Origin of the sequence: Rhizocola hellebori, from assembly GCF_016862955.1 — a bacterium.
GTDB lineage: Bacteria > Actinomycetota > Actinomycetes > Mycobacteriales > Micromonosporaceae > Rhizocola > Rhizocola hellebori.
This window is the reverse complement of the sequence record NZ_BONY01000031.1, coordinates 91,020-108,165: the sequence shown is the minus strand read 5'-3', so window position 1 is coordinate 108,165 and position 17,146 is coordinate 91,020. Positions and strand designations below refer to the sequence as shown.

Genomic DNA, 17,146 nt, shown 5'->3' with positions numbered 1-17,146 from the left:
GGCGAAGGCCGGTAGAAGCAGACGTAGCGCGGTGGGCGGCGAGAGTCGGCGGCGGCGGAAGGTCCACGGCAGCTGTATCTCTGCCCCACCGCCCTAACGCAGAGATGCAGGGCCCGCAGTGCCGCAGGGCCCGCAGGCCGCAGCCAAGGGTGGGGCGTGGGGTGTTACCAGGCGTCGCCGTTGCGCCAGTCGCAGGTTAGGTGGCCGGTCAGGTCTAGGGGGACGGGGCCGGGCAGGATGTAGATGCTGCCGTCCTCGTCGGGGGTGGGGACTAGTCCGGTTGGGGTGATGACTGAGGTTGGGCCGCGCCATGGGCGCCAGCCGCGTGAGCGGTAGAAGGCTGCGCCTTCGTCTGTGGCGCCCAGAGCGCCCAGATCGTAGGCGCGGGCGATGACGTCTTCGAGGGCGCGCATTAGCAGGCTGCCGATTCCCTGGCGTTGCCGGTCGGGGCGCACCGCTACGGCTTCGACGTAGCCGGTGCGGAGCGCGCGGCCGCCGTGCAGGAGCCGGCGTTGGATCACCGAGCCGTGTCCGATGACGGTGTCGCCGTCGCTCACCAGGGCGTGCATTCCGCCCAGCGCGTGTTCCCAGTCGTCTTCGGACATGTCGTCGAACACGTCGTAGAGCAGTGCGCGAGCGGCGGCGAGCTCGGCCGGGTCGAGTTGCGAGGTGTGTGCGACGCGCAATTCGGTCATGCCTGGCAGGATACGGTCAACCGGGCAGGGGGCATACTTGGCTGATGCGAGTGCCACGCCACCGTGTCTGGGCGGTCAGCGATGTGTTTGCTCTAGTGGAGTCTTTGCGGCCGCGGGGGGTGCGGGGGCTGGAGGTCGTCGCGTTCGCCACCAATTCGGCGCGGCGGCTGACGCTTCCCGTCGCTGACGAAGGGTTGCGGTGCCGCTATCACGCGCAGTCGTGGAAGCCCTTTCGCACCAAGCGTTTTCTGGATCCGCAGCCGGGCCTGGTGGTGGGAGACCAGATCGCCACCGACGGCGTGTTGGCTTGCCCCGGCCGGGGCTGGTCGATGGCGGCGCGGGACCTGCCGCCATCGACCGATGTGCCGGCTAGTAGACCTCGATCTTTCCGGTGGAGCGTGGGCTGCCCGGGTCGTTGAAGAAGTACTCGCCGGCGGCGGTGAAGGTGAACGTGAACGACTCGCCGGGGGCGAGCCGGACGTCGAAGAGTCCTTCGAAGAACTGCGTCGCGCCACGGACTCCCGCGTTGCCGGCGTGGTTGGTGAAGGTGACGGCAGTGCCGACCGGGACCCGCAGATGGGTGGGGCCCATGCCATTCACGCCGGTGGACTCGGTCGCCCCGTACTGGCCGGTGGTGGGATTGTAGGTGCGGCCGATGACGACGGTGTTGGCGACGGCGGCGCCCTCGACCGGGCCGCCGGAAACGGGACGCCGGACCACGGGCGGTGCGGGTGCCGGGGCCGGCGCGACCGAGCCGCCGACTTTGAACGCCCACAGGAAGTCGCCGCGCGGTGCGGAGTTGCCGTAGGGGATTCCGGTCCCGCCGGCGTAGACCGCCAGGTATTGCTGACCGTCCACTTCGTACATGATGGGGCTGCTGCTGATGGCGGCACCGGTCTGGAACCGCCACAGCTCCTGGCCATGGCGGGCGTCAAGGCAGATCAGGTACCCGTCGGGTTGGCCAATGAACAGCAGATCGCTTGCCGTGGTGAGGATGCCGTTGCCGTGCGCGAGCGAGTAGGGCATGCGCCGACGCCAGCGGACCTCGTTGCTGCTCGCCTCCACGGCGACGACGCCACCGGTCTGGTACTCCCCCGGCGGCCGCAGCCCGTTGCTGGCCTCGGTCAGGGAGTGGGCGGAGGCGACGTAGCCGTAGCCGGTGTAGACCAGACCGGTGCTGTGGCTGAACGACTGATGGTTCCAGTCGGCTCCGCCACCGTGACCGGGGGTGGTCAGGATCGGCTCATCCCAGTGCGCCGAATAGATCGGGCCGGTCCGATAGTTGGGCACGGCCCGGTTCGGGTCGCCGGGAACGGTGGTGCCCAACGGCTGTGCCACCACCTGATGTTCGGTCCACGGCCCCTGGCGCGGGAAGGGCTGGGTCGGCCACGTCTTCTGCCTCGGCTCCTGCGGCACCGGCAGCTCGTCTATCCCGAGGGGAGCTGAGCCGTCACGCCGGTCGAGCACGAAGTACATGCCGGACTTGCTGCCGTAGTAGACGAGTTTGCGCATCCGGCCGCGGATGCGCACGTCGGCGAGGACGGGGGCCATGGTGTTGTCCATGTCCCAGATGTCGTGGTGGATCGATTGGAAGTGCCATCTGTATTCGCCGGTCTTCAGGTCCAGCGCGACAATCGAGTTGGCGAAAAGGTTCTGGCCACCGCGCGTCGAGCCGTCCTGCGCGGAGCGGCTGGTGCGGGCGTTGCCGAAGGTCCAGTAGACCAGGCCCAGCTCCGGGTCGATGGCCGGATGCAGCCAGGGCGTCGCCCCGCCCTCCTGCCACGACTCGCCTTCCCAGGTTTCGTGACCGGGCTCGCCCGGCCCCGGCGTGCCCCAGAAGTGCCAGAGCACATCGCCGTTGCCCGCGTCGATGGCGAGCGCAGCACCGCGCGGGCCGTCGTTGGTGCCGACATGCAGCACGCCGTCGTGGTAGGTGACCGCCACCTTCTCCACGTTGCCGTAGCCGTCGACCTGCCTCTCCCAGACCACGGCGCCGGTTTCCTGGTCCAGGGCGATGAGCCAGTTGTCGCCGGCGATGGTGAACACCATGCCGCCGCCGACGCCAACCCCGCGCCGGGTCAGGGTTCCTCTTGTCGTTTGATAGACCCATTTTGTGGTACCGGTAACGCCATCGACCGCATGCACATTGCCCAGCGCCGATTCGATGTAGAGCACGCCGTCGACGGCGACCGCCGTGCTCTGGTTGGTGCCGGTGGTCAGCCCGCCTTCGATGCGGTTGACCCAGGTCGCACCGAGCCTGCGGATGTTGCCACGGTTGATGCGCGACAGGGCGGAGTAGTTCTGGTTGCCCAGGTTGCCGCCGACTTTCGGAAAGTCCCGGCCGCCCGGCAGGTCGCAGCGCTGCGCCGAAGGCGCGGCAGTAGGCGCGGCAGTTGCGGAGTCGGGGATCGCCGGGACGAGGGCCGCCCCGACCGCGGTCGCGGCGGCACCCTTGATGAGATCTCTACGGGGAAGTTTTGCCATGGTGCTGTTTCACCTCTTCGATTCAGAAGTCTCAGCGGCAGAACGGGCGCTTGCCCATGGCCGACTCGATGCCACCGAGGACCATCTTCTGGAAGAACTCGGCGCCGGCGAAGGATCCGTCGGTCAGGAACGCCCTGGCGTCGTGACCCATGGTGGTCACCCAGGACCGGCCGCCGTCGTAGTACTGGCACCAGGTGACCGGGTGGAAGTCGCCGTGACCGGGATGTCCGGCGGTGCGCTTGGTGGCCATGGTGTTCTCGTCCACGGTGGCCAGGAACCGCACCTGCGAGGGGAACGGCACCAGGTTGTACCACTCGTCGGTGAAGGTCCAGGTTTCCGGCAACCCGGCCGTGGACACGTCGCGCTTGTTGACGGTTTTCACCGTGGCCACCTGGTTGGCGCCGTGGTCGTAGTAGTTCGCGCCACCGATGAGGCCCTCGTACCACTCCCAGTTGTATTCCGTGCCAAAGGCGTTGTGGATTCCGACGAACCCGCCGCCGCCGCGGATGTATTGGCGCAGCGCGGTTTGCGCCGGGTCGTCGAGGGTGTCGCGGGTGGTGCTGAAGAAGATCACCGCGTTGTAGCGCAGCAGCCGCGCGGGGCTGTTGAGCTGGGTGACGTCTTCGGTCCAGTCGACGGCGAAGCCGTTCTCCTGGCCGAGCCGGATGATGAAGTTCTGCGCGGCGTGTGCCTCGGTCAGCGGCGGGTTGAGACCGGCCGGCAGGGCGGGGCCGAGGTTGGCGTGGCGTGGTCCGGCGGTGCGGGAGTAGACCAGCACCCGGTAGCCGTCGGTGGCCGGGTCGAAGTTGTGCCAGTCGTGATAGCACCTGGGGTCGGTACCGCGGCACACACCATAGTCGGGGCTGCCGAGGTTTTGCGCGCCTTCGTTGCGTGAGTCGCCGCGGCCGTTGGCGGCGCTGGTCGAGCCGGCGACCAGCAGGCTCGCGGCGACGACCACGGCTGCCAGGGCAGCCATGATCGGCTTTCGCTGGATGTTCACAGGTGTGCCTTTCCGTGGGGAGTGGGTTTTACAGCTCGATGAGGCCGGCCTCCGGCGCGACCTCGGCACCGGTCTGCGCCAGGTCTGCATCGCCGACCGGGTTGGTGTTGTTCAGGTGCGTGTAGAGGTAACGCGGCCCGGGGTGCGACCGCAGCAACGGCAAGGAATCCTGGATCGGCAGGTGTCCCCGGGCCGCGAATTCGTTTGCCGTCAAGAAGGTGCCGTCGAGCACGACCACGTCGGCGTCAACGATGTCGGTGGTGAAGCTCTCCAGGCCCGGCGCGTAGATCAGCGATCGGCCGGAACCGCCGGAACCGCCGGTGAAGCGCAGCCCGATCACCCAGTCGGCGGCGGCGGGCCGGTCCGACGCATAGCGGGGTTGCTTGCCGCCCAAGGCGATCGGCGTGACGGTCAGGTCGCCGTCGAGGGTCAGCGGCTCACCGCACACCAGCCGATGCCGGGTCAGTTTCGTGTAGTGGTCGAGGATCGGCAGCCAGGGCAGCGCGTCGAGCACGGTCTGCGTGGCGTGGACGGTGAGCTCGCCGCCCTCGCGAAGACTCAGCAGACCCAGCGTGTGATCGAGCTCGGCGCTGGTGAAAAGCACGCCGCGCAAAGGGGTTTCCCGCATGCCGGGGCCGGGGGTCAGCTCGGGTGTGCGCAGCAGCTGCGTGCGCAGATCCGGCGAGGCGTTGACCAGATACCAAGCTTTCGCGTCACCGCTGATCGCCAGACAGTCCTGGGTGCGGTCGATTCCGATGCGGCGAGCGGCATTACAGGGGCCGCATGCGCAGTTCCATTGGGGAAGACCGCCGCCGGCCGCGGTACCCAGAAAACGGATTTTCATGATAATCGCCTGGGGACGGCAACCTTGGCGGGGCCGGGCAGGAGCGTGGCCTGGAGCAGGTGGTGATGCGGGGACAGCCGGCAGGCCGGGTCGGTGGCGGTCGCGTCACCGGTGATCTGGAAGGCCTGGCAGCGGCAGCCGCCGAAGTCCACCTCCCGCAACGCGCAGCTGTGGCAGGGCTCGGGCAGCCAATCGGTGCCCCGGAAGCGGTTGAAGGCCCGCGACCCGTACCAGATGCCGGCCAGCGTTTCCCGCCGCACGCTGGGCGTTTCCAGATCGGGCAGCTGGGCGGCGGCCAGGCAGGGCAGCACGTCCCCGTTGGGCGCCACCACCAGTTGCCGGCTGCCCCACCCGTTCATGCACGGCTTGGGGCTGCCGGTGTGATAGTCGGGCAGGACGTAGACGATTTCGACGGCCTCGCCGAACCGCTGCCTGACCTCCTCGACCGCTTCCGTCGCCGCCTCGATCTGCGCGGGTGACGGCATGAGCACGGCCCGGTTGCGCAGGGCCCAGCCGTAGTACTGGGTGTGCGCCAGCTCCAGCCGGTCGGCGCCCATCTCCACCGCCAGCTGCGCGATGGCGGCCAGGCGGCCGACGTTGCCGGCGTGCAGCACCACGTTGACCGTCAAGGGGAGCCCGGCGCGGCGCACCATGGCGGCCACCGACAGCTTGCGTTGGTGGGCGTCGATTCCGGCCACGGCACGGGCCGCGTCCGGCTCACTGTCCTGAATGGACAACTGGAAATGGTCGAGCCCGGCGTCGGCCAGCGCGGCAAGCCCGCTCTCGGCAAGCGGAATGCCACTGGTGATGAGGTTGGTGTACATGCCCAAGGCCCGAGCGTGCCGCAGCAGCTCGGGCAGATCGCGCCGGAGCAGGGGTTCCCCGCCGGAAAGGTGCAGCTGCAGCACACCGAGCCGGCGGGCCTGCTCGAAGACGTGCTGCCATTCCGCTGTGTTCAATTCGCCAGCATAGTCCGAAAGCGACACCGGGTTGGCGCAATAGGTGCAGCGCAGCGGGCAGCGGTAGGTCAGCTCGGCGAGCAGCCCGACCGGCACCGGGTCGCGGGGCTGCCCATGGCCGCCGCCGCTGCGCCACTTGACCTCCGCGGGCGCCCCCGAGCCGTCCGCGACAAGGATCCTGCGTGCCACGAGGTCGTCCAGAAGCGACGCCACCGACGCTCCTGTCACGCCTTCGTAGACCCGGCCAAGCTCCTGCGCGATCTGCGCGCCGGTCCGGGTGCCGTCGCAGAGGCGGACTATGTCGCCGGCCGTCTCGTTGACCAGCAGGACGCCTTCCGGGTAAAGGATCGCGTCGCTGCCCCGGATCGGGTCGTGTTCGAGGCGCACTCCGCGCGCCACGCCGTAGCGGTTCATGACGTCATCGCTGAGTAGTCGATCGCGTCGAGCATCGCCCCGAGGACGTCGCATTTGAAGCTGAGCGCGGCGATGGCCGCTTGCTGCGCTTGCGGATCCACGGCGTGGGTGAGCACCAGGTCCAATGTGTACTCGCTGTCGGAACGCACGACCGGGATACGCGACTCGAAGTAGGCGAAGCCGTCTGGTTTGATCCAGTCGTAGTGTTGTTGCCAGGCAACGATTCGCGAGGCCATCAGGTCGGGCGAGAACAGCTCGGTCAGCGCGGCCGCGGCCCCTTCCAGCCAGGGCCGGGTCTGGCAGAACCGAAGGTAGGAGTCGACCGCGAAACGCACTCCGCGCAGCACGTGCTGCTCGCTGACCACCTCCTGCCTTGACAGGCCAACGGCTTCGCTCAGGACGAGCCAGTCCTCCAGACCACCGGCGTCCTGGAAGGTGATCCGTTCCACCCAGCGCCGGCGCACCTGTGGCAGCGGGCAGTTCGCGATGATGGCCGCGTTCTTTCGCGACAGGATCTGCTGGTAGTACCAGCGGTTGGCGACCCACGACCGTACCTGGGCCGGGGTGCAGCCACCGGCGTGCAGGCGCACGTGGAAACGGTGGCTGTCCCAGTACCGGTCGGAGAGTGCGCGCAGCGCCGCGGCAAACTCCTGACGGTTCACCGGCTGGCCGGTGGCCTTGAGCCGTCGCCCGCATAGGCGGTGACCTCGGGACGCGCCTCAAGGCACTCGACCTTGGGCGAGAGCCACTTCTTGCGCACGGTTGTTGGAGTGGGCATTCTCGGCACCTCCAGGGAATTGGTCCGCTAGATGGACCTTGCGGACCGACCAATGGACCCACCTTAGAACCCGGTTAACGTGAACGCAATAGGTCGATGCCTGCCCGCAGCGCAGCGGTGACACAGCAGAATTGGCCACGGCGCGGCCGTGCCGATCGGTACCGCGAGGCTGGAGAATCGGGCTAGGGTGCCACCCGAGGGCGAGGAGAGTGAGGGAACGTGACGTCGGAACAATCCGAGGCGCAGGGGGTTCGCAGCGTCCAGCGGGCGCTGGACATTCTGTCGCTGCTGACCGAGGAACGCCCGACGGTCTCCATTCGCGACATCGTCGAAGCCACCGGACTGGCCAAGACGACCGTCATCCGTCTCGTACAGACACTGGAACAGAGCGGCCTGCTGTGGGGCACCGCGGGCGGCTACATGGCCGGCCCGGGCCTGTGGCGGTGGGCCCACCTGGCCCGGCGCAGCTGGGAGCTGCCGCCGCAAACCCAGCGCATGATGCGCGAGCTCGCCGAGCGCCAGCGGGAAACCGTCAATGTCTACGTATTGCGCGACATCTACCGCGTCTGCATCGCGCAGCAGGAAAGCCCGCAGCCGTTGCGCCACGTAGTCCACATTGGAGACGAGCTGCCGCTGTGGGCGGGCGCGTCGGCCAAGGTGCTCCTGATCGGCGCCTCGCCGGCCCTGCTGACCCGGGTCGCGGCCAGCTCGCCCTACGGCGAGCGGCACCTCAAGCAGCTGCAGAAGTGGGCCGAGGAGGCCGCCGAACAGGGCTTCGCGGTGAGCCACGGCGAGCGGGAGGAAGGCCTTACCGCCGTCGCCGCCCCGATCCTCAAGTCGGGGTCGGTGGTGGCCGCGCTGTCGCTCAGCGGGCCCACCGTGCGATTCTCCGACGACCGGATAGCCGGCTTCGCCAATGACCTCAAGGAGGTCGCCAAGCAGATGTCCGACCGCGGATTCGATCATCCGCTCGGCTCCGCCGGCTGACCCTGAGACGCCACCCCACCGGCGGCCGGGCAATCTGTAGCCTGGGCTGAGTGCCCCCGCGTTTGCCCCATGCCGATCCCGGCACCCCCGACATCCGCAGCCCTTTGCGCTACGCCTGGTGGCTCGCCCGGTGCCAGCCGTGGCGGGTGTTTCGCGGCAGCGTGATCGGCACGGCCTGGATGGTGGGGCTTTCCGTGCGCCCCTATCTGATCGCCCGCGCCGTCGACGGCGGGCTCAGGACGGGAGACTACGGCGCTCTGCTGTGGTGGGTCGCCGCCATCGTCGTGGCCGGGATTGCCTTGGCGTGGCTGGGAATCATGCGTCATCGCACGATGACCTTCGTCCGGGAGGACGCCACCGCCCGCTCGGCGGCGGTGGTGCTGCGGGCGGTCTCGCGCGGCGGCGCGGCGCTGACCCGCAAGCTCGACGCCGGTGAGGTGGCCACCGTCTCCGGCTCCGACATTGGCAACGTTTCCCATGTGCTCACCCTGACCGGGCCGGGGGTGGGCGCGGTCATCGCCTACGGCGTGGTGGCCATAGTGCTGTGGTCGGTCTCGCCCTTCCTCGCCATGTTCGTGCTGCTCGGCGTGCCCGCGATCGCGGTGGCGATCGGCCCGCTGCTGCGCCGGCTGGACCGGGCCGAGTCGGTCTACCGGCGGGAACAGGGCGCGTTGACCGCCCAGGCCAGCGATATCGTCGCCGGTTTGCGAGTGCTCGCCGGGGTCGGTGGGCGGTCGCTGTTCGCTCGGTCCTATGCCGGCCGTTCTCAGCGATTGCTTCTTGAGGGGTACCGGGTAGGCGCGGTCGCCAGCTGGATCTTCGCCGGCATCGTGGTGATCCCGGGCCTGTTCCTGGCGGCGGTGGTGTGGCTCGCGGCACGGATGGCCGGCGCCGGTGAGATCACGATCGGCCAGATGGTCGCCGTTTACGGCTACGTGGCGATCCTCATCCTGCCGGTCTACTTCCTGCTGGAAGGCGGATATCAGCTCATTCGCGGCCGGGTGGCCGCGCGCCGGATCATCGCCCTGCTCAAGCTGGCGCCCGACGGGACAGCCGAGGCGGTGACGGCGAAGACCCCGAGCGCCCCGGCCGATCTGCACGACCCGGCGACCGGGTTGCGGGTGCGCCCCGGGGAGCTGCTCGCGGTGGCCGCCGCCGACCCGGCCGAAGCGATCGCGCTCGCCGATCGCTTGGGCCGCTTCGCTCCCGGCGAGGTGACCTGGGGTGGCGAGCCGCTGGCCGGGATGCCGCTGGCGCAGGTGCGGGAGCGGATCCTCGTGGACGAGCATGACTCGTACCTGTTCGCCGGAACCCTGCGGGAGGTGCTGCAGATCCGTCCTGAGCTGGGCGACGCGCAGATTACGGCCGCCCTGCACGCGGCGTCGGCCGAGGACGTGGTCGAGGCGTTGCCGCTGGGCCTGGACACGCCGGTCGGCGTCCGCGCCCGCAACCTTTCCGGCGGCCAGCGCCAGCGGGTGCGCTTGGCGCGAGCACTGCTCGCCGAGCCCGAGGTACTAATCCTCATCGATCCCACCTCGGCGGTGGACGCCCATACCGAGGCACGCATCGCGCTGCGGCTGCGCTCGGCCCGGCAGGGGCGCGCCACGGTGGTGATAGCCACCTCTCCGCTGATGCTCGGCCGCGCCGATCGGGTGGCTCATCTTCGCGACGGGCGGATCGTCTCGACCGCCACCCATGCCGAGCTTATGGAAACCGACCGCGCCTACCGCGCGCTCGTCTCGCGCGACGTCGACAGCAACGACGACCTTGACAGCGACAGCGACACCGGATTCGAGGCGGTGCGGCGATGACCATACTTCCGGTGGCCGACCGCAAGGGCGTGCGCCGCGCCCTGGTCGACTTGTTCGCCGCCGATCGCCGGGCCGTGGCGGTGGTGCTGGGGCTGCACACCGCAGCCTCGATCAGCGGCCTGGCCGCGCCGTGGCTGCTAGGTAAGATCATCGATGAGGTGGTGGCCGGGGCGAGTGCCTCGGCGGTGGACCGGCTGACCCTGGCGATCGCGGGATGTGTTCTGGCGCAAGGACTTCTGCAGAGATTCGCGCAGTACTACGGCCACCGTTTCGGCGAGCGGGCCGTGGCCGGGCTGCGCGAAGACTTCGTGCACCGCACGCTCAACCTGCCGGTGTCGGTGGTGGAACGGGCCGGGACGGGCGACCTGGCCACCCGCAGCTCGGTCGACGTCGCCGCGGTCGGCAACACCGTACGCGACGTGGTGCCGGTCATCGTCCTGGCCAGCGCGCAGCTCGGTCTGCTCTTCGGCGCCGTGTTCCTGTTGCATCCGCTGCTCGGGCTGGTCGCCTTCGCCGGGCTGCCGTCCACCTTTCTAGCCGTGCGCTGGTACCTGCGCCGGGCCAGCGCGGCCTACCTGGCCGAGGGCGCGGCCAGCGCCGAGCTGACCGATGCGTTGACCACCACCGCCGAAGGTGCCCGCGCGGTGGAAGCGTTGCGGCTCACCGAGGCCCGCATCGCCTTCGGCAGGCAGCGCATCGGTGCGCAATGGGCCACCCGGCGCAGGACCCTGGCGCTGCGCTCGGTGTTCTTCCCGGTGGTCGAGTCGGGTCATGCGCTGCCGGTCGCCGCCATCCTGCTGGCGGGCGGCTACTTCTTGAACCGGGGCATGGTCACCCTGGGCGCGGTGGTGGCGGCGGCCCTCTATCTGCAGCAGGCGATCGAGCCGCTCGACCGGGTGCTGCAATGGGTCGAGCAGGCGCAGCGCGGCTTCGCCTCGCTGGCCCGGGTGCTGGGGGTGGGGCAGGTGACGCCCGAGCCGCGGGGCGCAGCCGAGGCCCCGGCCTCGCGGGAGCTTGTCGTGCGCGGCGCGCGGTTCTCCTACTCCGACGGCCACGATGTGCTGCACGGCATCGACCTTGAGGTACGGCCCGGGGAGCGCCTCGCGATCGTCGGCCCTTCGGGCGCGGGCAAATCCACGCTCGCCCGGCTGCTGGCCGGAATCGATGCCCCTCGCTCCGGCACGGTCACCATCGGCGGCTGCCCGGTCACCGACCTTGACCCCGCCGAGCGCCGCCGCCGGATAGCGCTGATCACTCAGGAGCACCACGTCTTCATCGGCTCGCTGCGCGACAACCTCAGATTCGCCGCGCCGGACGCGACCGATGGCCAGCTCCAGTCCGCTTTGGACACGGTGGGCGCGGATTGGGCCGGCGAGCTGCCCGAGGGTCTCGACACCCGGCTCGGCGACGGCGCCCACGAGCTGGGCGCCGCTGAGGCACAACAGCTTGCGCTGGCCCGGCTGGTGCTGGCCGACCCGCACACCCTGATCCTCGACGAGGCCACCGCCGCGCTGGACCCCACCACCGCCCGGCGCACCGAACGCGCGCTGGCCGCCGTGCTCACCGGGCGCACAGTCATCGCCATCGCCCACCGCCTCAACACCGCCCACGACGCGGACAGGGTGGCCGTGCTCGACGGCGGCCGCGTCACCGAGCTGGGCAGCCACCCCGAGCTGATGCGCGCCAACGGCTCCTACGCCCAGCTCTGGCGCTCCTGGCATGGAGGTAGCAGCAATACTGGCGCGTGCTAAAGCAACGCGTAATACTGGCGCGCATGCGGCGTGACCTGAGGCCATTCAGCATTGCCGTCGCGACAGCGGTGGTGTCCTGCGCAGTGCTGGCGTTGGCGGTGGCGTTCGGCTGGCTCGGGCCAGACGTCGGCCGGGGCGCGAATTTCTGTGAAGCGGCAAGGGATTGGGTGGTCCGGCAACCGGCCAACAGCTTCAGCAATGTCGGCTTTGTCGTGGCCGGGCTGCTGATCGCCTGGCACGCGGGGGTTCGGGAAAATGTCGGCGGTGTCCTGTCGGCCCATCGTGGCCTGCCCACCTTCATCGCCTGCCTGGTCGTCCTGCTCGGGCCGGGCAGCGCGGCCATGCACGCCACCCAATCCGCGCTGGGCGGGCATCTGGACATGGCGAGCATGTACCTGGTGGCCTCGTTCGCCGCCGGTTATGCCGGGATGCGCTGGCTGCGTGGCGGCACCCGGCTGTTTGCCGCGCTTTTCGCCGGCGGCATCGTGTTCTGCGAGATCGTCGGGCTGTCCAGGGCCGACATCCCGGTGGTGAACTACTCGGGCAACGTGGCCTTCGCCCTGCTGCTCACCATCGCGGTGGTCCTCGAGGTGCTGATCATGCGCCGGGGCGCCACCCGCGCGACCCGGTGGTATGCGTTCGCCTCGCTGGGTTCCATCCTGATCGCCTTCGCCATCTGGAATGCCGCCAAGACGTGGCTGTGTGACCCTGGATCGCTGATCCAGGGTCACGCCATCTGGCATCTTCTCGGCGCGGTGTCGGCCTACTTCCTCTACCGCTACTACGCCAGCGAAGAGGTCATCGGCTAGCGCCGGCCGGTTCCGGCTCGCGCACCGGCAGGGCCTCGTCCTCGGCCAGGGCGAGCTTCTCGCCCTCGACGTCGACGTTGGGCATCAGCCGGTCGAGCCAGCGCGGCAGCCACCACGCGGCCCTGTTCAGCAGCGACATGACGGCCGGGACGAGGGTCATCCGCACGATGAACGCGTCCACGAACACCCCGAAGGCCAGCGCGAACCCGATCGACTGGATCAGCGGTTCGCCCGAGAACACGAACCCGCCGAAGACGCTGACCATGATGATGGCCGCCGCGGTGACCACCCTTGCCCCGTGCCGGAATCCGCTGATGACCGCCGCCTGGGCCGGCTCGCCGTGCACGAACTCCTCCCGCATCCGGGTCACCAGGAACACCTGGTAGTCCATGGCGAGGCCGAACAGGATGCCGATGAGCAACACGGGCAGCATGCTCATGATGGGCCCGGTCTCGTGCACGCCGAAGACCTCGGACAGCCAGCCCCACTGGAACACCGCCACCACGGCGCCGAAGGTGGCCGCGACGCTGAGCAGGAAGCCCAGCGTTGCCTTGAGCGGCACCAGGATCGACCGGAACACCAGCATCAGCAGCAGGAACGCCAGGCCGACCACGATGAGCAGGTAAGGCACCATCGCGTCGTCGAGGGTTTGCGAAATATCGATGTTCAGCGCGGTCGGCCCGGTCACCGCGATGTCGGCCCCGGTACCGGCCTTTATCTGGCCGGCCTGGGCGCGGATGGCGTGCACCAGATCCGCGGTCGCCACATCGTTGGGGCCGTGCGAGGGGATGACCGCGAGCAGGGCGGTGCCGCCGTCCGGGCTCACGCCCAGCGGGCTGACGTAGACGACGTCCTTGATGGACTGCACGGCCTGGCCCACCTGGCCCATGGCCTGCTGCGCATCCTTGCCGTTGGTGTCCACCACCAGGGTCAGCGGCGCGTTGAACCCGGGTCCGAACCCGGCGCTGAGCATGTCATAAGCCTTGCGCTGAGTGGTGTCGAGCGCGGCCATGCCATCGTCGGGCAGGCCCAGCCGCAGATCGGCGGCGGGGATCGCCACCACACCCAGCCCGGCCAGGGCCAGGATGAGTACCGGCCAGCGCAGCTTCACCACCAGGCGCGCCCAGCGCTCCCCCATCCGCACCGGGCCGGTGTTCGCCTCCGGGTCAACGGCCTTGCGCCCGAACAGTTTGCTCGTGGTGACCCGGCGGCCGGCGATGCCCAGCAGCGCGGGCAGCAGGGTGAGCGCGACGAGCACCGCCACCGCCACCGCCCCGGCGGCCGAAAGGCCCATCGAGCCCAGCATCGGGATGCCCACCACGGTCAGCGCGGCCAGGGCGATGATGACGGTCAGGCCGGCGAAAACCACCGCCGAGCCCGCGGTGCCCACAGCCCTTCCCGCAGCTTCTGCGCCGTCTTTCCTTATCAATGCATCATGCCGGTACCGGGAAACAATGAACAGGGCATAGTCGATGCCGACGGCGACACCGAGCATCAGCGCGAGGATCAGGCTGTTGGCGTTGATGTCGGCGACGTTGGCCACCAGCAGCATGCCGGCGACCCCGACGCCGACCCCGGCGAGCGCGGTCAGCAGGGGAAGCCCCGCCGCGATCAGCGAGCCGAGGGTGATGACGAGCACGAGCGCGGCGACGACGACACCGAGCACCTCGACGATGCCGGTTTCCGGGCCTGCGCGAAGGGCGTCCCCGCCGAACTCGACGGCCAGGCCCGCGTCGCGGGCGGACTGCGCGGTCTCGAACAGCGCCTCACGATCGGCGTCGGTCAGCTCCTGCCCCTGCACCGTGTAGCTCACCTGGGCGAAGGCGTACTTGCCGTCGGGCGAGATGGCCTTGGCGGTGAACGGGTCCATGACCCGGGCCACCTCGGGCGCCTTCGATGCGCCCTGCACCACCTGCGCGATTGCGGCCTGCACGGCCGGGTCGGCGACCGTCTTGCCCTCGGGGGCGCCGAAGACGATGCGGGCCGTGGCCCCACCCGCGTTGGCCTGGGGGAAGCGCTCGCTCAGGTCGTCGATGGCCTGCTGGGCTTCTGTCCCCGGGATGGAGAAGTCGTTGGACATCTTGCCCGACATCGTGGCGGCGCTGGCACCCAACGCGACCAGGATGAAGGCCCAGATGCCAACTACGAGCCATCTTCTTTGGTACGAGAATCGGCCGATGCGATAGAGAAACGTCGCCATGACGTGGGCTCCCGGGTGATCAAGGGAATAGCGTGACTCCCTCGAAGCTAGCCGAACGTAAAGGAGGAAGCTAGCCGAACGTAAAGTACATCACTTGCCGATCGGCTAGCTTTGACACCCAGGGGTGATTTCCCTACAGTGAATGATCAGGTAACGAGAGGACCCGCCGTGAGCGAGGTGAGCACCCGCGACCGCCTGCTGACCGCGGCGCTGCGCCTCTTCTCCATGCACAGCTTCGCCGGCACCTCGCTGCAGATGATCGCCGACAATCTCGGCGTCACCAAAGCCGCCATCTACCACCATTTCCGGACCCGCGACGAGATCCTGACCGCGGTGGTGCAACCCGGGCTGCAGGAGCTGCGCGAGGTGATCGCCAGGGCCGAGGCTCAGCGTTCCCCCCATGCTCGCATCGACACGTTGCTGACGGGTTTCGTCGACATCACCGTGCGGCATCGCGCTCTCATCGGCATCATGGGCACCGACCCGGGTGTGGCCCACGCGCTGAGCACCCACCCGGACATAGTCGAGCTGTTCGGCCGCCCACTGGAGATCCTTTCCAGCCATGAGCCCAGCCCGGCCGGGGAGATCAACGCCAGCCTGGTGCTCAGCGGCATCGCCTGCACCGCTTCCTCGCCCCTGCTCACCCACATCGACGACGAGACACTGCGGGAGCACCTGCTCAGCTCGTCGCGGCGGCTGCTCGGCCTGCGTAACCGCCATCATCCGGCCCCGGCCGGGCGTTAGCCCGCGACCGCGCCCAGCCTCCGCGCGCTCACCGTGAGCATCGCGTGCAGGCCGACGAAGACGGCCGTGAGCACCACCAGCGCCGGGCCGAGCGCCGCGCCGCCGTAGCGCTGGATGAGCACCCCGACCAGCGCCGGCAGCAGGGTCCCGAACAGGCCCGCCGAGCCCATCTGCAGACCCACCGCGCGATCGGCGTGGTGCTGGCCGACGCGTTGCGCCGTGGTGAGGGTGAGCATCGGGAACACCGGCGCGGCCGCGAATCCGATGAGGATCAAACCAGCGACGCTCAGCACTGCAGAGGGCGGGATCAGCATCAGCGCGCCCAGCCCGAGACCGACCGTCGCGGCCCACAGCGTGCTGTCCGGCGTCACCCGGTCGCCTATCGCGCCGAGCAGCAATCTGCCCGCGAACAGGGCGCCCCAGTAGGCCGAGACGCAGATCCCCGCGGTGGCGGGCGTCAGGCCCCGAGCGTCGGTGAGCATGGTGTAGGCCCAGAGCCCAGCGGCGATCTCGAGCCCGGTGTAGACGCCGAAGGTGGCCACGCCCAGCCAGACCGCCGGGATCCGGAAGGAACTGCCCACCTTCGCCCCGGACGCCTCGGCGGCGGGGGCCGGATCGCTGGGCCGCCAGGCTCGCCTGCTGGCGGTGAACGCCAGCGACAGGCAGGCCAGCGCCACCGCGACGATGCCGTAACCCCAACGCCAGGAGAGGCTTGCGCTCAGCACACCGGTCATCACCAGCGGCCCCATCATCGCGCCGAAGCCGAAACTCGCATGTAGCCAGTTCATGTGGCGGGCGCTGAAACGCGCTGCCGCGTAGGCGTTCAGGCCGGAGTCGATCGCGCCCGAGCCCAGACCCAGCACGAGGGCCGCGCCCATCACGAAGACCAGGCTGGGCGCGAGCGCGTATCCGGTCAGGCCCAGGCCGGACAGGGCCGTGCTCCCGGCCAGCAGCACCCCGACGCCCATTCGGGCCAGCAGGAAACCAGCGGTCACGCTCGAAAGGACATAGCCCGTCGTGCTCATCGCGATGACGTAGCCGATCGAGCCGAGCGGCACGCCGAACCCGGCGCTCATCGACGGCCAGGCCACCCCGTGCAGGCCGTCGGGCAGCCCGAGGCTGATGAACCCGAGGTAGGCCAAGCCCATCAACGGCATCCGGCCACCGCCTCAGCCGCGCCTGCGAGGTCCAGGATGAACAGATGACAGGGCTGTCCATCCAATGTGGTCTCTTCGGTGAGCGTGAAGCCGTTGCGCAGCAAGACATTGCGTGAGCCCACGTTCGTCACGTTCGCGGCCGCGCGAAGCCGCTTGAGCCGATAGGCGCCAGCGGCCAGCTCGATGACCTGACGCACCGCGTCGGTGGCCACCCCGCGGCCGGTGAAGTCACGCCCGACGCGGAAACCGAGCTCGGCTTCGCCATCGCGAATGTCGACAAGGTTGACCCGGCCCGCCAGCGTGCCGTCGTCATCGACCAGCAGATGGAACAGATCCGTGCCTTCCTCCTGCATCCGCAGCAGCGCGGCGTGCCGCGCCGGATAGTCGGCGAAGAAGGCATCGCCGCGATCGGGTATCCAGGCGGCGAAGTGGGCTCGGTTGACCCTTTCGAACTCCCGCACGGCTTCCAGGTGCTCGGCGGAGAGCTGTTCCAGTCGCATCCGGCGACGTTAC

At 69.4% G+C, this 17,146-nt stretch carries 15 protein-coding genes; 6 read left to right on the top strand and 9 right to left on the bottom strand.

The annotated features are described in order from the left end of the window. Positions 1 to 164 precede the first annotated feature (164 nt). The gene (locus Rhe02_RS24840; protein ID WP_203910749.1) at positions 165 to 695 is read right to left on the bottom strand and encodes a GNAT family N-acetyltransferase; all 531 of its coding nucleotides are present in this window, start codon (positions 693 to 695) and stop codon (positions 165 to 167) included. Positions 696 to 739: 44 nt separating this feature from the next. Here Rhe02_RS24840 and Rhe02_RS24835 point away from each other — a divergent pair, with 44 nt between their 5' ends. Next, entirely contained in the window at positions 740 to 1,114 is a 375-nt protein-coding gene (locus tag Rhe02_RS24835; RefSeq protein ID WP_203910748.1) for a hypothetical protein, read from the top strand. Here Rhe02_RS24835 and Rhe02_RS24830 read toward each other — a convergent pair. The 5 genes from Rhe02_RS24830 to pqqC are packed head-to-tail and all read right to left on the bottom strand — an operon-like array spanning position 1,065 to position 7,058. Further along, a complete protein-coding gene (locus Rhe02_RS24830; RefSeq protein ID WP_203910747.1) occupies positions 1,065 to 3,179 on the bottom strand; it encodes an outer membrane protein assembly factor BamB family protein in 2,115 nt (704 codons plus the stop codon). The two genes, Rhe02_RS24835 and Rhe02_RS24830, sit on opposite strands and share 50 nt — an antisense overlap. A 31-nt stretch (positions 3,180 to 3,210) precedes the next feature. Further along, entirely contained in the window at positions 3,211 to 4,179 is a 969-nt protein-coding gene (locus Rhe02_RS24825; RefSeq protein ID WP_239124026.1) for a ThuA domain-containing protein, read from the bottom strand. A 28-nt stretch (positions 4,180 to 4,207) separates the two neighbouring features. Then, positions 4,208 to 5,023: a pyrroloquinoline quinone biosynthesis protein PqqB gene (gene pqqB / locus Rhe02_RS24820; protein ID WP_203910745.1), complete on the bottom strand. Its 816-nt coding sequence runs from the start codon at positions 5,021 to 5,023 to the stop codon at positions 4,208 to 4,210. Further along, on the bottom strand, positions 5,020 to 6,396 hold the full coding sequence (gene pqqE, locus Rhe02_RS24815) for a pyrroloquinoline quinone biosynthesis protein PqqE (RefSeq protein WP_203910744.1): 1,377 nt from the start codon (positions 6,394 to 6,396) through the stop codon (positions 5,020 to 5,022). The genes pqqB and pqqE overlap by 4 nt, the downstream gene beginning before the upstream one ends. After that, a complete protein-coding gene (gene pqqC, locus Rhe02_RS24810; protein ID WP_203910743.1) occupies positions 6,393 to 7,058 on the bottom strand; it encodes a pyrroloquinoline-quinone synthase PqqC in 666 nt (221 codons plus the stop codon). The genes pqqE and pqqC overlap by 4 nt, the downstream gene beginning before the upstream one ends. Positions 7,059 to 7,393: 335 nt before the next feature. On the opposite strand from pqqC, the gene Rhe02_RS24805 reads away from it, so the two are divergent. The 4 genes from Rhe02_RS24805 to Rhe02_RS24790 are packed head-to-tail and all read left to right on the top strand — an operon-like array spanning position 7,394 to position 12,532. Then, positions 7,394 to 8,161, top strand: a complete 768-nt coding sequence (locus Rhe02_RS24805) for an IclR family transcriptional regulator (protein WP_203910742.1) — start codon at positions 7,394 to 7,396, stop codon at positions 8,159 to 8,161. A 50-nt stretch (positions 8,162 to 8,211) separates the two neighbouring features. Continuing rightward, on the top strand, positions 8,212 to 9,972 hold the full coding sequence (locus tag Rhe02_RS24800) for an ABC transporter ATP-binding protein (protein ID WP_239124025.1): 1,761 nt from the start codon (positions 8,212 to 8,214) through the stop codon (positions 9,970 to 9,972). Continuing rightward, entirely contained in the window at positions 9,969 to 11,723 is a 1,755-nt protein-coding gene (locus Rhe02_RS24795; RefSeq protein WP_203910741.1) for an ABC transporter ATP-binding protein, read from the top strand. Before Rhe02_RS24800 ends, Rhe02_RS24795 begins: the two co-directional genes overlap by 4 nt. Positions 11,724 to 11,746: 23 nt before the next feature. Then, entirely contained in the window at positions 11,747 to 12,532 is a 786-nt protein-coding gene (locus Rhe02_RS24790) for a ceramidase domain-containing protein (protein WP_239124024.1), read from the top strand. Here the strand turns inward: Rhe02_RS24790 and Rhe02_RS24785 are convergent. Continuing rightward, positions 12,522 to 14,732 carry an MMPL family transporter gene (locus Rhe02_RS24785; protein ID WP_203910740.1) on the bottom strand — a complete coding sequence of 737 codons (2,211 nt, stop codon included), beginning with the start codon at positions 14,730 to 14,732 and terminating at the stop codon, positions 12,522 to 12,524. The two genes, Rhe02_RS24790 and Rhe02_RS24785, sit on opposite strands and share 11 nt — an antisense overlap. Before the next feature lie 168 nt (positions 14,733 to 14,900). On the opposite strand from Rhe02_RS24785, the gene Rhe02_RS24780 reads away from it, so the two are divergent. Continuing rightward, the gene (locus tag Rhe02_RS24780; RefSeq protein WP_203910739.1) at positions 14,901 to 15,476 is read left to right on the top strand and encodes a TetR/AcrR family transcriptional regulator; all 576 of its coding nucleotides are present in this window, start codon (positions 14,901 to 14,903) and stop codon (positions 15,474 to 15,476) included. Here Rhe02_RS24780 and Rhe02_RS24775 read toward each other — a convergent pair. Further along, entirely contained in the window at positions 15,473 to 16,633 is a 1,161-nt protein-coding gene (locus Rhe02_RS24775) for an MFS transporter (protein ID WP_203910738.1), read from the bottom strand. The genes Rhe02_RS24780 and Rhe02_RS24775 overlap by 4 nt on opposite strands. After that, positions 16,624 to 17,133, bottom strand: a complete 510-nt coding sequence (locus Rhe02_RS24770) for a GNAT family N-acetyltransferase (protein ID WP_203910737.1) — start codon at positions 17,131 to 17,133, stop codon at positions 16,624 to 16,626. The genes Rhe02_RS24775 and Rhe02_RS24770 overlap by 10 nt, the downstream gene beginning before the upstream one ends. Positions 17,134 to 17,146: the final 13 nt, after the last annotated feature.